Origin of the sequence: Streptomyces sp. NPDC050743, from assembly GCF_044456925.1 — a bacterium.
In the GTDB taxonomy this organism is placed as follows: domain Bacteria; phylum Actinomycetota; class Actinomycetes; order Streptomycetales; family Streptomycetaceae; genus Streptomyces.
In genome coordinates, this window is record NZ_JBITGJ010000072.1 from 1 (window position 1) to 13,718 (window position 13,718).

The following is a 13,718-nucleotide window of genomic DNA, read 5'->3' on the forward strand; positions in this document are numbered from 1 at the left end:
CTCGTCCCGCTGACCTGTCCCGAACTCGTCCGGCTTCTCCGGGCGTTCGTCCTCACACCGCCCGTCCGGGAAGCGGAACACGTCCTGCACTGGATCGCCTGGCGCCGCCACCATCAAGCCGTCGCGCAAGCCCGCCACCAGCGCCGACACGAACTCCAGGACCAGCCATGATCGGAACTACAGTTGCCGTGACCGAGCACCTCCGAATCATTCCGCCAGGCACCGAAGCCGGAGAACGCCTCATCGGGTTCCGCCAGGACAGCGAATCCGGATTCTCCACCCTGGATGAGGCACACCGCCTCCGACGGATCCCCGCGTACGGAGCCGACGGCGCTCTGCTCATCTACATCGGGTACGCCTGGGCCAAGAACTCCGTGGCCCTCGGCATCACCCGCCGGACACGGTAGCCACGAAGCCGGTCGGTGCACGTCACCGCACGACACGCTCCGCCGGCCGATACCGGGAGCTCGGCACGCAGGGGCGGCGGCTCTCACCCATGACGCCCAGTGCGCCGTAACGCGCCCCGACCAGCCCGGTGGCTGCGTCCACGATCTGCTGCAGCGCAGCCCGGGGAGAGAGGTCGGCACTGAGGGCCACCACCGCGTCCAGCAGGTGCCCGATGCGCCGCGGGTCGAGGGCGGTCGGGGCTGCGGAGGGACTTGGGGTCGTCGGGCCGGTCGCGACTGTCGGGGCAATTGGGGAGAGGAACTCGTCGTCCGAGCGCTCCGGGCCCTGTGCGTGCTCCGGGCGGTCTGGGCGCTCAGGCCGCTGCAGCGAATCGCGCGCCATGCGTGCCTCCCGGCGCCGTAGAGGCGGTGACGACGTCACCAACCGTTCACCGTGCTGCACCACCACCCTACGCGCTCGCCGTGCGGGGAGCCCGGCAGCCGTGCGGGAACGGCGGCTTCAAGATCGGCCGCGCAGGGAATCCGTAGGCCCCGACGGAGCAGGGAGCGAAGGAGGAGGACGCCAGGGAGGAGGTGGGGCTCGTGATGAGGGCCGCCGTGTCCGGTCGTCGGAGGCCACCTGGCACCTGGGGCTCCGCGGTGACCTCTTGGACGGCCTCCTCGGTGGCGGACCTCAGCCCGGGGGCGTTCGCCTTCGTGATGGCCACCGGCATCATCTCCACCACGCTGGCCGGCGATGGTGCGGCGACCATGTCGGCGGTCCTGGCGGTGATCGCCGCCGGGTACGCCCTGCTGTGGGTGGCCTACGTCTGGCGCGCCGTGTGGCGGCCGCGACGGTTCCTCGAGGACCTCGTCGGCCCGCGCGCCTTCTCCTTCCTTACCCTGGTGGCCGCGTCCGAGGTACTGGCGAGCCGGGCCCTGGCCGCCCGGCTCCACGGCATCGCCGTCGCGCTGATCGCCGTGGGCGCGGCCGGTTGGCTGCTCCTCGGCTACGGGGTACCGCTCCTGCTGATCCACTCCGGTGACCCCGCTCTCACTGCGCAAGGTCAACGGGACGTGGTTCGTCTGGGCGGTGGGCACCCAGTCGGTGGCCGTCGCGAGCGCGTCCCTCGCCCGGCACACCGGCGGCCCGGCCTTGGGCGCCCTGGCGTCGGCGTGCTGGTCCGTCGGGCTCCTGCAGTACCTCCTGATCGCGGCGCTGGCGCTGGCCCGGCTGCTGCTGGAGCCGATGACGCCCGCGGAGCTCGTCCCGCCGTACTGGGTGTTCATGGGCGCCGCCGCGATCAGCGTGCTGGCCGGCGCCAAGCTCCTGGAACTACCCCCGGGTCACGAACTGCTGCCCCACCAGGTGGTGCTGAGCCTGTCCACCCTGCTGTGGTCCTTCTGCACCTGGCTGATCCCCCTGCTGCTGGCCCTCGGGGTGTGGAGGCACGCACTGCGCCGCCGGCCCCTACGGTACGAGACGAGCCTGTGGAGCCTGGTCTTCCCGGTCGGCATGTACGGAGCGGCGACCGGCGAACTGGGCCGGGTGGCAGGCTGGGGCTGGATGACCGCGGTCGGGACCACCGAGGCCTGGGCGGCACTGGCGGTCTGGGCTGCGACGTTCACGGCCATGCTGGCGACGGCGGCCAGGGCGATGTACGCGAAGAACGCGAACGACGCTGAGGACGCGAACCGGCCCCAGAGGCCCCGACCGAACGGAAAGGCCACGGAATCATGACCACGCAGACGCTCTCCCTCGACGCCAAGGCCCGCGAGCACCTCGAGAAGGCCACGGCATCGTCCACCGGCCACAGCGCAAAAACCCTCTACGGCGGCCACGAACAAACCCTGCGCCAGACGCTCCTGGCCCTGCGCGCCAGCACGGAACTGGCCGAACACGACAGCCCCGGCGAGGCGACCCTCCTGGTCCTGCGCGGCCGGGTGACCCTGCGCAGCGGCGAGGACAGCTGGGAGGGCACGCCCGGCGACCTCCTGACCATCCCACCGGCGCGTCACAGCCTGCACGCGCTGGAGGACGCGGCGGCACTGCTGACGGTGGCGAAGCGCGGGTAGCGGGGGCCTCCCCGGCCGGACACACCACCCAGGAACGGCGGAAGCCGGGGAAGCCGTCCGCGCGGCCCTGGCGAGCTTCTGCACCGACGACCTGCGCCGTTACCTGAGCGCCTGCGACCGGACGCTCTACACGACCGCCTCGGGTGCGACCGAGACCCGACTGCTGGTGCGCGCCCTGCGCACCACCGCCGCCGTACTGGACCAGTACATCGACCAGGTGTCCAAGGCCGACGACGCGACCGCGGCGACGGCGACCGCCCGAGCCATCGAGGCGACGCTCCGACCGCACTTCGCGGTGGAGCGGACGGTCCTGCTCCCGGCCCTCATCAGCCTCCCCGGCGCCGACCTGCCCACCCTCATGTCGGACCTGGACACCCTGCTGAACGGCGGCGTCCTGACCGAGACCCCGGTCGTCGACGTCCGCGAGATCCCGCACGGCCGACGACACCCCCGCGTCTTCACCCGCTTCGCCCGCCTCACGCCGGGCGAGTCCTTCACCCTGATCAACAACCACGACCCCAAGCCCCTGCGCCGGGAGTTCGAGGCGACCCACCCCGGGGCCTACACCTGGGAGTACATGGAGTCGGGCCCCGACCGCTGGCAGATACGCATCGGCCGGCTGCCGGGCCAGTCCTGAGCGGCGTGGGCGATTGCCCGGGTTGAGGATCTGCACGTCGAGGAAGTGGCCGGTGGCCCGGCGGCCCACCGGCCTTTCGGTGTTCTCAGACGCCTTCGGCCGGGGTGGCGGCGGGGGCATTGCCCGGGGCGGCGGGGGCCGCCATGCGCGGGCGCAGCAGCCACGCGACAGCGAAGCCGACGGCGGCGAGGGCGACGCCGCCCAGCAGGACGGTGTGCAGGCCGTTGACGACTGACGACTGGAAGGCGGACAGGGCGTCGGCGGGGAGGTGGGTCAGGGCCTGGGGGTCGAGGTGCTGACTGGAGGCGGACAGGGCGTGGCCCGCCTTGGTACCGAGCCGCTGGGTGAGGGTGTCCTCGGCCGAAGACGCGTAGAGGGAACCGAGCAGGGCCAGGCCCAGGGAGCCCCCGATGGCCCGGAAGAGGTTGAGCAGGCCGCTGGCCACCCCGATGTCACGGCGGTCCGCGCTGCCGAAGGTGATGACGAGCGTGCTCTGGAGGGTCATGCCGATCCCGAAGCCCGCCACGAGGCCGAGGCCGGCGGCAAGTGCCGTCGCCGTCCCGGTGTCCAGGAGGGTGAGCAGGCCCAGTCCGGCGGCGGCGGTGCCGGTGCCGGTGAGCGCCAGCACCCGGACCCGGCCGGTGCGCAGCACCAGGCGGGCGGAGAGCAGTTGCGCGCTGATCATCCCGCCCATGAAGGGCAGCAGCAGCAGACCGCTGACGGTCGGGGAGGCGCCCCGCACGCTCTGCATGTAGAGCGGCAGGTGGACCATGACGGCCAGCATGCCGGCGGCCACCAGCAGGCCCAGCACCTGCGCGAGGTTGAAGTCCCGTGAACGGAAGAGCCGGGGCGGCAAGATCGGTTCGGCGGCGCTGCGCTCGACCCGGACCAGGGCCGCCAGGGCCGCCGCCGCGACGACGGCGAGGCCCGCGATCTGCCAGGAGCCCCAGGCGTACCGGGTGCCGGCCCAGCCGGCGAGCAGGGTCATCGCGACCACGGCGACGGTGAGCAGCGCCGCCCCCGGGTAGTCGATGCGCTGCTTGGCCTTCCGGGCGGCGGCGGGGATGCCGACGGCGGCAGCGGCCAGGGCCACGGCGCCGACCGGGACGTTGAGGTAGAAGGCCCAGCGCCAGCTGGCGTGCTGGGTGAGGATTCCGCCGAGCAGCGGGCCGCCGACGAGGGCGACGGGGATGACGGCACCGATCACCGACTGCACCTTGACCCGGTCGGCCGGGTCGGGGATCAGGTCGCCGATGAGCGCGAAGGCGCCGACCATGAGCCCGCCGGCGCCGAGCCCCTGCACCACGCGGAAGGCGATCAGCTGGGTCATGTCCTGGGCCAGGCCGGCCGCCATGGAGCCGACGAGAAACAGGGCGATGGCACTGATGAAGGTGCGGCGGCGGCCGTAGAGGTCACCGAATTTGCCCCACAGCGGGGTGGTGACGGCCGTCGCGAGCCCGTAGGCGGTCACCACCCACGGCAGCAGGCTCAGCCCGCCCAGCTCGCCGACCATCGTGGGCAGCGCGGTTCCGACGATCACTTGGTCCAGGACGCCGAGCACCATGCCCAGGAGCAGCGACAGCACACCGAACGCGGTGCGGCTGCCGCGCGCCGCGGGCGCCTTCGCGTCCGGTACCGCACGGGGCGAACGGGCGTCGCCGAGCACCGCCGTGGAGTCCTCTTCCTTCTCCATGGCTTCTCCTTCACTTTCCGCGACGTGGGAGCCGGCCGGTTGCCAGCTATTTTCGTACGCCGCACGAAGATACTTCACTGTGCCATCTTCGTACGACGTACGCAAGCGGTTCTCCTGCCTCGGAGGCAGCTGCTACGCGGTCGGCGTCTCCTGCGAATCCGGGTAACGGCCCAGCACCACGACCGCGTTGTTGCCCGCGAACGCCAGGCCGTTGTTCTGCACCACCCGCAGCTGGGCCGGCACCGAGTGGTTCGGCACGCAGTCGATCTCGCACTCGGGGTCCGTCTCCCGGTGGTTGATGGTCGGCGGGATGAACTCCTCGGTGAGCGCCACCGAACAGGCCACCGCCGCCAGCGCGCTGGCGGCACCCATCGTGTGCCCGAGCATCGACTTGAGCGAGACGGTCCGCGGCGGCTCGCCGTCGTACACCTCGCGGATCGCACGGGACTCGGTCACGTCGTTGGTCCGGGTGCCGGTGCCGTGCGCGGAGATGAGGTCGACGTCCTCCGGGCGCACGCCCGCGTCGTCCAGTGCCGCGCGCATGCAGCGGGCGATGCTCGACTGCTCCGGCTGCACCGGGTGGTGGGCGTCGCAGCTCAGCCCGTAGCCCAGCACCTCGGCGTAGATCCACGCACCGCGCGCCAGCGCGGACTCCAGCCGCTCCAGCACCAGCACCCCGGCGCCCTCGCCGGTGAGGATGCCCTGCCGGTCCTTGTCGAAGGGCCGGCAGAAGTCCGGAGCGATGGTCCCCAGCCGGTAGAAGGCCGCGAAGGACTTCTGGCACATGGCGTCGGCGCCACCGCACAGGGCGATGTCCGCGTCACCGACCCGGATCGCGTCCAGGCCCATGCCGATCGCGTAGTTGCCGGCCGAGCACGCCGTGGCGAGGGTGACGGCCTCGCTGTCGGTGAGCCCGAACTCCCAGGCCACGGCGGCGGAGAGGCGGCCCGCGCCGACCCGGCCGGCCGTCTGCGCACTCCACGACTGCGGCCCCTCGGCCACCCACTCGGCGGCCAGCCGGTCCAGGTCCTGCGACTCCCCGTCCGTGGTGCCCACGGTGACCTGGACGCGGGCGGCACGCAGCTGCTCGTCCGTCAGGCCCGCGTCCGCGACGGCCATCCGCGCGGCGGCCACCGAGAACTGCGCGGTCCGGCCCAGATCCTCCTCTTGCCAGCGGCGCAGCCAGGGGCCGGGCTCGAAGTCCCGCACCTCGCAGCCGTTGGCGTGGTCGAAGCCCGAGGTGTCGAACGCCGTGATCGGTGAGACACCGTTGCGCCCGGCGCGCAGTCCCTCGCTGAACTCCGAGACGCCCACGCCGATGCTGGAGAACACCCCCAGTCCGGTCACTACCACCCGGTCCCGCGCAGGCCGCTGCCCGGCCGGCGCCGTCACGTCAGTCATGTCGCATCTCTCTTCCTCGGTCCCGCCCGCAGGCGTGTCTCATTGATCCAGGTCACGTAGTACGGCGAGGTGGCCGGTGCCCGTCTCCGGGTCCGCGGCGCACAGCGCCACCACCGGGTACTGCTCCCGCCATGCCTCCGACTCCGTCGCCAGCAGCCGCCACACGGCGGTACTCGAACTGTCGGCGGGCGGCGTGCGGATGTCCGTCCGCGGTATCGGGGCTGCCGCCGGGTCCGTTCCCGGACCAAGGACGAGCAGCATTCGGCCCCGCTCGGGCGCCAGGGCCGCACAGGAATCGGCGAGTTCGGTCAGGGGGACGGAAAGGGTGGCGGCCACGCCGTAGCCGGGCCCCCCGTCCAGGCGGAGCAGGACACCGGACGCGACCGACACCCCGTCCGCGCCGGCGCGTTCCACGAGGGCCAGCACCGACGACGAGCCGCGGCCGGTCCGGGCGCAGGCGTCGGCCACCCGCAGCGCGGCGAACGGCCCGCCCGTGCCCGGGGCGGTGAGCGCGAAGCTGTGCGCCGCCCCGCCGGTGCGCAGGTTCAGGTGGGAGGCGGTGGTCTTGTGGCCCTGGGTGTCCGCGTCGGAGTAGACCAGGACCACCAGGTCCGGTCCCGGCCCGACGGCCGTTTCCCGCTGCGCGGCCCGCTCCAGCAACCGGTCGACGATGTCCACGTGGTGCAGTGGCTGCAGGTCGGGGTCGTCCGGCCCGGCCGTGTACTCCACCGCATTGTGCAGGCGCAGGCTCATCGGTGGACCGCCCCGTGCTCGACTCGGGGGGTGGCGACCATCGCGGAGAAGGTCATCCCCACCCCGATGGCCACGAACATGACCGGGCGATCCGGCTCCAACTGCTTCTCCTCACGCAGACTCACGTAGTTGGCGAGTACGTCGGCGGCCAGGCAGTGGCTGTACCGGGGAACGTTCGCGAGGAAGAACCTGCCGCGCAGTTCCTCGTCCGGGACGGCGTCCCGCCAGAACACGAGGTTGGGATTGGAGGGGACGAACCACTGGATGTCGGCGAGCGTGTGGCCGGCCCGCCGTGCCGCCTCCTCCATCACCTCGGCCAGCACCCGGGGCCGCAGTTCCGCGGAGGCACGCAGGGTCTCGGGAGAGGAGAGCATGCCGTCGGAGAACTGACCGAGGGTGCGGGTGGCGAAGGAGCGCACGGGCACGCCCGGCCCGTCCCACGCCACGAGCGCCGCGGCAGTGCCGTCCGCGACGATGCACGTGTTCATGATGAGCTGGGCCTGCCGGGTGCGCGGCTTGTCGCCGACGAGGACTAGGGCGCGCGCGGACGCATCCGGCTCGGTCTGCAGCAGCGCGCCCGCGACGTCCACGGCGGACATCGACACCGCGCAGTTCTGCTGGGTGAGAGCGAAGACCGTGGCGTGCTCCAGGCCAAGCCGCCGGGCCAGCACCTGGAGGATGTCGGTGTCCAGGTGGCCGGCGCCATGCAGGGCGTGGCCGAGGATCAGGTGGCGCACGTCGGTGCGCGGGGTGTCGCCGAGGGCTTGCTCGGCGACCTGCACGAGCTGTTCCACCAGGTCCACGGACCGGTCGTAGTGCATGCGGTCGAGCCCGAAGTGGCGGCGGAACATGTGCGTCTGTTCCGGGGTGAGACCCAGCTCGGCCGCACGGTCCTCGACCGTGACCGTGCGCTCGGGGAGATGGGACTCCACTGCTTCCAGGGTGATCAACTGCGGCCTTTCTCGGGTGGTGGCCGCCCGGCCCGGCCCGGTCCGGTCGGGTCCGGCCGCCGGGGCATACGGGCTGGGGCGCGGATACGGCGCCGGGAACCTGCTCGGCGGCCGCCGGGGACGGCACGCGGACCGCCCGTCGTCGCGGTGGGCACACAGACCATCCGTCCGGTCGTCCTGCACGACGCACAAGCCGCCCGTCCGGGACGGCACACAGACCGCCGCTCGGTCGTCCGGGACGGCACGCGGACCCGTCCCGGGTGCGCCGGGAGTGCTCAGTGGTGGCGCAGCAGTACGGCGGCGACGGTTCCGCCCTCGTCCGTGCTCGTGACCAGCGACAGCCGGCCCGCGGACCGGTCGTCCTCCTCGGCCCGGCTGAGGACGGCGGCGAGCTGGAAGGCGGCCGAGGCGGCGTGCGCCTCACCGACCAGATGGGCGACGGGCAGGACGGTGCCGCCGGCCTCGACCAGTTCCTCGGCCAGTGCCTGTTCCGCCCGGCCGGGGGCACCGGCAGCGCCGGAAGGGCTGACGGCCCACAAGTCGTCCGGCTTGGCGTCCGCGTCGAACAGCAGGCGCTCGACACAACGCCGTACGGTCGTCTCCCAGTCGCCGTCGCTGCACGTCATGGCCTTGGCACCGACGAGTGAGGTCCCCGTCGGGGGCGAGTCGGGGGCAGCGGCGCTGACCGCGAACATCGCACAGCCTTCACCGAGGACCAGCTCGTCGGGGTCACCCTCCGCGGAGTGCCGGGCCAGCCAGGCCCGCGCGGTCGAGTACTCCTCGGCCGCGCCGCCCAGTACCGTGCCCGCCCGGCCGGTGAGCAGCAGCCGTCGCGCGTAGTTGAGGGCGAGCACCCCGGCGGAGCGCCCGGCCGCCAGCGTGGCGTTCGGGCCCTTCAGCTGGTGCCAGATGGCGACCTGGCCGGCGGCCCCGTTCATCACCCCGTACGGGATGAGGCCCGACTCGACGAGGTAGGGACGCCTGCCGGTCAGGGAGCCCCGGGTGAAGTCGAGCGTGCTCTGCACGCTGCCGCCGGTGGTGCCGAGCACCAGGCCGGTGCTCTCCGGGGTCAGCTCGGTGCGGTCGAGGCCGGCCAGCAGATCACCGACCGTGCTGACGGCTAGCCCGGTCACCCGGTTCATCACCCGGGTGCCCTTCTTGCCCAGGACGGTGCGGACGTCGAAGTCCGGAACCAGGCAGGCGGGGCCGGGCGGGACCTGCCACCGCTCGGAGTCGAGCGGTGCCGTGGTGACACGGTCCTCACGGAGCCCGTCGGCGAAGGCCCGGCGACCGGTGCCGAACGGCGAGGTCGCCGACCAGCCGACGATGTCCAGCCGCGGGCGCGGCGTGCCGGCCGCGGTCATCGACCGGCTTCCGCGACAACCTCGTACACACCGGTCAGGTTCACCATGCGCGGCAGGTCGGCCTGCTCGATGGTGACACCGAGGTTGAGCTCCAGCGAGGAGAGGATCTCGATCAGGCGCATGGAGTCGGCGTCGTGCTCCTCGACGAACCGGCTGGTCTCGCTGATCTCGTCCTCCTCCAGCTCGAGAATGTCGCAGATGATCTCCTTGATCTGCTGCTTGTCGTCCGTCGTCATCGCAGTCATGGACTGCCTCCGCTTGTCCGTGGGATTGCGCCCCGTGATCAGTCAACGGAGCATTGATCAACAGCTTCGTGAGTAAGCACACAAAGAACAAGCAGCTGCTTTCTAGGTTTTCATTAGGTTCCCTGGAATCAGGTCGGGAGAACGGGAACACAAGAACACCGGGACCTGCGAGGATTCCGCGTTCCCGCCGGAATACGGAAAAGACCGCGGCCACCGCCGGACGAGCGGTGACCGCGGCCTGCGGTCCGTATGGGGACGGCCGTGCTATCCGGCACGCATGGCGGCATCGGCGGCCCCCCTCTCGCCCATGCGCTCGGGGCGGCGCGGCACGCTCAGGCGGAAGCCGATGCCCCGGACCGTCTCGATGAGGGTGGGAGCGCCCAGCTTGCGCCGCAGCCCGACCATGTGCACACCGAGGGTCCGGGTGTCGCCGGCCCCGTCGTGGCCCCACACCTCCCGCATGATGTCCTCCCGACCGAAGACCCGTCCGGCGTCCGAGGCGAGCAGGGCGAGGATGTCGAACTCCTTGCGGGTCAGCGCCACCCCACGGCCGCCCACCGTGACAACCCGATCCCGCAGGGCGATCCGCACCTCGCCGAGTTCGTGGACCCGATCGGGCTGGGCGCCGGCCTGCTTCCAGGGCTGCCACGAGGTGTCCACCCGCCGCACCACCGCCTCCAGGCGGGCCGTGAGTTCGCGGACGCTGCACGAGCGGCGGACGTGGTCGTCGGCCCCCAGCTTGAAGCTCAGCACCCGGTCGAACACGTCGTCGTGCGCGTCGGCCACGATGAGCGGCACCGGCGAGGCGGAACGTATCGCCCGGCACACTTCGAAGCCGTCGGCACCCGGGAGGTGGAGATCGAGCAGGACGGCGTCCACCTCGGCCAGACGGGCCAGGGCCGCGTCGGGCCGGTGCTCCACCTCGGCCCGGTGGCCGCTGCTCTCCAGCCCCGGGGCCAGTTCGGCGGCGAATTCGAAGTCGTTCGTCACTATCAGGATCAGCACGTGGACTCACTCCCGACCGGATTCCAGGACCGTGCGTTTCGGGTAAGGACACGGCAGGGGAGCGAGCCGACAGCGGAATTACCTGACGATAAATTCACGCACGGCACGTATCGAAAAGTCGCCAACACTTGCTTCCCCCCGTCGCGACTCTCAGAACGTTAGAACACCACTCGCACAGGATCAAGAATCTGACGTTCTCATATAGTTGACATGACACAGCCTTGTCGAATCGCGCGGCGACCTTTATCCGGTGTGCGCCCGGTCACGGCGCGGCGGTGCCGGGGGGTAGCGTGTGCGCGAGTGTGCGAGCGCTTGTCGAGGTGGCGGATGACAGGGAGAGCGGTGGCCGACGAGGAGTACGTGAGCATCTGGATGCGCCCCGATGCCCCGACCCGGCGGGGGCCGGGCCCGCGTCGCGGTCTGAGCCGGGCCGACATCGTGACCGCCGCTGTCCGGATCGCCGACGAGGAGGGCCTCGAGCGCATGTCGATGCGCCATATCGCCGCCGAGTTGGGTACCGGGGTGATGACGCTCTACCACTACGTCCCGAACCGTGACGACCTCACCGAACTGATGGTTGATCACGTCGCCGCAGAGGTCGAGCTGCCGGAGCGGCCCTCCGGCGACTGGCGGGCCGACCTGACGGTCACGGCCCACCAGCGGCGCGCACTGTGGCTGCGGCATCCGTGGCTGGCCACCCGCACCCCCGGACACCCCATCTGGGGGCCCAACACGCTGCGCCAGCAGGAGTTCGTCCTCGGAACCCTGGACGGTTTCGGGCTGTCCGTCGATGAACTGCTCAGTGTGGTTGGGCTGTTCAGTGGATACGTCGAGGGATTCATCCGCAACGAGGTTGGCTGGGCCGAGGAGGCGCGGCGCACCAAGGTGGACATGCAGGAGTGGATCCGCCGGTCCGAGCCGTACGCACGTCACCTGACGGAGAGCGGGAAGTACCCGATGTTCAACCGGATCCTGGCGGAGACGGCCACCCTGCGCCTGGAGGCGGACACCCGCTTCCGGTTCGGGCTCGAACGCGTGCTGGACAGCATCGCCGCCGCCGTCGAGCACTGACCGGAGTCCGGCCGCTTCCCGCGCATCCGGCCCGGCCGGCGCGCACCGGGAAGTGAAGACCGGTTAGCGAAAGCTTAGAGCCGCGCGCATTGTCCGGATCCGAACACGCTGCCTACCGTTTTCGACCATGGACATCCATGACACGGAACGAACGACGGTGCGGCTGTGCGGCGGGGCCGGGTGCGCCGCACAGCCGCACCCCGCCGCCCCGCACAGCCGGCTCTGCGCCGCCTGCGAGCGACGGTTCCTCACGGACCTGGAGCGGCTGCCCGGCCTCTACCGCTCCTGCGAGTCCGCGCTGCTCGGCAGCCGCAGCGGCGGGATCGCGCCGCAAGGGCGGAGCACCGGCGGGCCGATGCCGGGAATGCCCTTCAACGCACGGGCCGCCGACGTGCGGGCGTCGATCCTGTCGGTGCTCGGGTCCTGGAGCGGGCTGGTGGCCCAGGAGCGCGGAATCACCGCGCCGTCCCGGACCGTGACGGCCCTCGCGCTGTTCCTCCGCCGGCACGCCTCCTGGCTCGCTGCGCACGAGACGGCGGCCGAGGCGACGGCAGAGGTGGGCCGGCTGGTCGGTGCCGCACGCCGGGTCGTGGAGCCGGACGCCAACCGCCGTATGGAGGTGGGGTCCTGCACCGAGACCGGCTGCACGGGCAGCCTGGTCGCCCTCGTCCGCACCGCGGGACCGGCCCGCTCCGAGATCGTGTGCAGCGCCGAGCCCGCACACCGCTGGCCGGCCGCGGAGTGGACCCGCCTCGGGCGCCACCTCGACGAGGCCGGTGCGGCGGGCACCGCACGGCGGGCCGCGCAGTGGCTCAGCGCCGCCGACGTCGCCCGGCTGCGGGACGTCCCCCCTGGTACGGTGTACCGGCTCGCCAGCGAGCACCGGTGGCGCCGCGACAAGCGCGCGGGCCGCACGTACTACTGGGCCCAGGACGTCGAGGACAGCTTCCAGGCGATGCGCCGCACGGCACGCACGGGATGAACTCGGCCGCGCAGGCCCCGCATTCGCCGTCTCGTACCCCCAGGTTCCCCATGAAGACGCCTTCGCCCGCACCGCAGCCGGCCCAGCTCACCATCGGCGAACTCGCGGCACGCAGTGGCGTGCCCATCTCCACCCTCCGCTTCTACGAGCGTCGCGCTCTGCTCGCGAGCGACCGTACCGCCGGCAACCAGCGCCGCTATCCGAGGGACGCGCTGCGCCGGGTCACCTTCATACGGATGTCCCAGCAACTGGGCATCCCGCTGTCGGAGGTCAAGGCGGTGCTCGGCCTGCTGCCGGAGGGAAGGACGCCCACGGAGGAGGACTGGGCGCGGATCTCGCACTGCTGGCACGACGACCTCAGTGCCCGCATCCGGCGGCTGGAGGGCCTGCGGGACCGGCTCGCGGAGTGCATCGGCTGCGGCTGCATGTCGCTGGGCAGCTGTGCCCTCGCCAACCCCGGGGACACCCTGAGCCAGGAGGGCCCGGGGGCCCGCCGGCTCGCCGGTCCGTGACCGGTCAGACCGTGTAGGGGCTCTTGGCACGCGCCTCCTGGAGCGCCAGCCCCCACCACTGCAGCCGGTCGATCAGCAGCTTGGCCGCGGTGTTGCAGCCCTCCGGCTCGGTGGGCCTGCCCTCGCCGTCGAACTGGGACCACACGTTGTGGAAGCTGACGGTGTCCCGGACGGTGGTCGCGTGCACCTCGGAGAAGACCGGGCGCAGGTGCTCGACCGCGCGCAGGCCGCCGGACAGGCCGCCGTAGGAGACGAAACCGACGGGCTTGGCGTGCCACTCGGGGTTGTGCCAGTCGATGATGTTCTTCACCGAGGCCGGGTAACTGTGGTTGTACTCGGGGGTGACGACCACGAAGGCGTCGGCCGCGCGCAGGCGCTCGCGCACCGCCGCGGCGGCAGTGGCGACGTCTCCCTCCGGCTGCGCGCCGAACGCGGGAAGGGACGTGGGCAGACCGACCTCCTTCAGGTCAATCAGGTCCGGCTCGGTTCCCGTGTGCTCGTGCACGCGCTCGGTGAACCACTTGGCGACGACGGGGCCGAAGCGGCCGTCCCGGTCGCTTCCCAGGATGACGGCGATACGCAGCGGCTGTTCGGACATGAGTGCTCCCAAGGCCATAGAGAGCCGACCGGTTGATCGACTCGG

The 13,718-nt window shown here is 71.9% G+C and carries 16 protein-coding genes and 1 pseudogene; 8 read left to right on the forward strand and 9 right to left on the reverse strand.

Annotated elements, in window-relative coordinates; all coding sequences use genetic code 11:
• The first annotated feature begins 188 nt into the window (after nt 1–188).
• Nucleotides 189–407, forward strand: a complete 219-nt coding sequence (locus ACIBJF_RS39460; protein WP_399181329.1) for a hypothetical protein — start codon at nt 189–191, stop codon at nt 405–407.
• 22 nt (nt 408–429) lie between these two features.
• On the opposite strand, the gene ACIBJF_RS39465 is transcribed toward ACIBJF_RS39460, so the two are convergent.
• Nucleotides 430–789, reverse strand: coding sequence for a hypothetical protein (locus ACIBJF_RS39465; RefSeq protein ID WP_399181330.1), 360 nt, complete (start codon nt 787–789; stop codon nt 430–432).
• A 317-nt stretch (nt 790–1,106) separates the two neighbouring features.
• Here ACIBJF_RS39465 and ACIBJF_RS39470 point away from each other — a divergent pair.
• The 4 genes and pseudogenes from ACIBJF_RS39470 to ACIBJF_RS39485 form a co-directional block, all read left to right on the forward strand.
• Nucleotides 1,107–1,370, forward strand: a pseudogene (locus ACIBJF_RS39470) (hypothetical protein); the annotation flags it as partial.
• 58 nt (nt 1,371–1,428) lie between these two features.
• Nucleotides 1,429–2,127 (forward strand): tellurite resistance/C4-dicarboxylate transporter family protein, encoded by a 699-nt coding sequence (locus ACIBJF_RS39475; RefSeq protein WP_399181332.1) that lies wholly within the window; start codon nt 1,429–1,431, stop codon nt 2,125–2,127.
• A complete protein-coding gene (locus tag ACIBJF_RS39480) occupies nt 2,124–2,462 on the forward strand; it encodes a cupin domain-containing protein (RefSeq protein ID WP_399181334.1) in 339 nt (112 codons plus the stop codon). The genes ACIBJF_RS39475 and ACIBJF_RS39480 overlap by 4 nt, the downstream gene beginning before the upstream one ends.
• A 166-nt stretch (nt 2,463–2,628) precedes the next feature.
• Entirely contained in the window at nt 2,629–3,099 is a 471-nt protein-coding gene (locus tag ACIBJF_RS39485) for a DUF2249 domain-containing protein (RefSeq protein WP_399181336.1), read from the forward strand.
• 85 nt (nt 3,100–3,184) lie between these two features.
• Here the strand turns inward: ACIBJF_RS39485 and ACIBJF_RS39490 are convergent, their stop codons facing one another.
• From ACIBJF_RS39490 to ACIBJF_RS39520, 7 genes are all read right to left on the reverse strand, one after another.
• Entirely contained in the window at nt 3,185–4,792 is a 1,608-nt protein-coding gene (locus tag ACIBJF_RS39490) for a DHA2 family efflux MFS transporter permease subunit (RefSeq protein WP_399181337.1), read from the reverse strand.
• Nucleotides 4,793–4,924: 132 nt separating this feature from the next.
• Nucleotides 4,925–6,193 carry a beta-ketoacyl-[acyl-carrier-protein] synthase family protein gene (locus ACIBJF_RS39495; RefSeq protein ID WP_399181339.1) on the reverse strand — a complete coding sequence of 423 codons (1,269 nt, stop codon included), beginning with the start codon at nt 6,191–6,193 and terminating at the stop codon, nt 4,925–4,927.
• Between the two features lie 39 nt (nt 6,194–6,232).
• Complete coding sequence (locus ACIBJF_RS39500; RefSeq protein WP_399181341.1) at nt 6,233–6,946, reverse strand: hypothetical protein; 714 nt, start codon at nt 6,944–6,946, stop codon at nt 6,233–6,235.
• Nucleotides 6,943–7,878, reverse strand: a complete 936-nt coding sequence (locus ACIBJF_RS39505) for a 3-oxoacyl-[acyl-carrier-protein] synthase III C-terminal domain-containing protein (protein ID WP_399181342.1) — start codon at nt 7,876–7,878, stop codon at nt 6,943–6,945. Before ACIBJF_RS39505 ends, ACIBJF_RS39500 begins: the two co-directional genes overlap by 4 nt.
• Before the next feature lie 293 nt (nt 7,879–8,171).
• Nucleotides 8,172–9,260: a beta-ketoacyl synthase N-terminal-like domain-containing protein gene (locus tag ACIBJF_RS39510; RefSeq protein ID WP_399181344.1), complete on the reverse strand. Its 1,089-nt coding sequence runs from the start codon at nt 9,258–9,260 to the stop codon at nt 8,172–8,174.
• Nucleotides 9,257–9,505 (reverse strand): acyl carrier protein, encoded by a 249-nt coding sequence (locus ACIBJF_RS39515; protein WP_399181346.1) that lies wholly within the window; start codon nt 9,503–9,505, stop codon nt 9,257–9,259. Before ACIBJF_RS39515 ends, ACIBJF_RS39510 begins: the two co-directional genes overlap by 4 nt.
• A gap of 264 nt (nt 9,506–9,769) precedes the next feature.
• Nucleotides 9,770–10,510 (reverse strand): response regulator transcription factor, encoded by a 741-nt coding sequence (locus tag ACIBJF_RS39520; protein WP_399181348.1) that lies wholly within the window; start codon nt 10,508–10,510, stop codon nt 9,770–9,772.
• Between the two features lie 327 nt (nt 10,511–10,837).
• Here ACIBJF_RS39520 and ACIBJF_RS39525 point away from each other — a divergent pair, with 327 nt between their 5' ends.
• The 3 genes from ACIBJF_RS39525 to soxR all read left to right on the forward strand — a co-directional run bounded on the left by ACIBJF_RS39525 (nt 10,838) and on the right by soxR (nt 13,075).
• Nucleotides 10,838–11,581, forward strand: a complete 744-nt coding sequence (locus ACIBJF_RS39525) for a TetR/AcrR family transcriptional regulator (RefSeq protein ID WP_399181350.1) — start codon at nt 10,838–10,840, stop codon at nt 11,579–11,581.
• A 127-nt stretch (nt 11,582–11,708) separates the two neighbouring features.
• Nucleotides 11,709–12,563 carry a hypothetical protein gene (locus ACIBJF_RS39530; protein ID WP_399181352.1) on the forward strand — a complete coding sequence of 285 codons (855 nt, stop codon included), beginning with the start codon at nt 11,709–11,711 and terminating at the stop codon, nt 12,561–12,563.
• 50 nt (nt 12,564–12,613) lie between these two features.
• Nucleotides 12,614–13,075 carry a redox-sensitive transcriptional activator SoxR gene (gene soxR / locus ACIBJF_RS39535; RefSeq protein ID WP_399181354.1) on the forward strand — a complete coding sequence of 154 codons (462 nt, stop codon included), beginning with the start codon at nt 12,614–12,616 and terminating at the stop codon, nt 13,073–13,075.
• Between the two features lie 4 nt (nt 13,076–13,079).
• Here the strand turns inward: soxR and ACIBJF_RS39540 are convergent, their stop codons facing one another.
• Nucleotides 13,080–13,673 (reverse strand): NADPH-dependent FMN reductase, encoded by a 594-nt coding sequence (locus ACIBJF_RS39540; protein WP_399181356.1) that lies wholly within the window; start codon nt 13,671–13,673, stop codon nt 13,080–13,082.
• Nucleotides 13,674–13,718 lie beyond the last annotated feature (45 nt).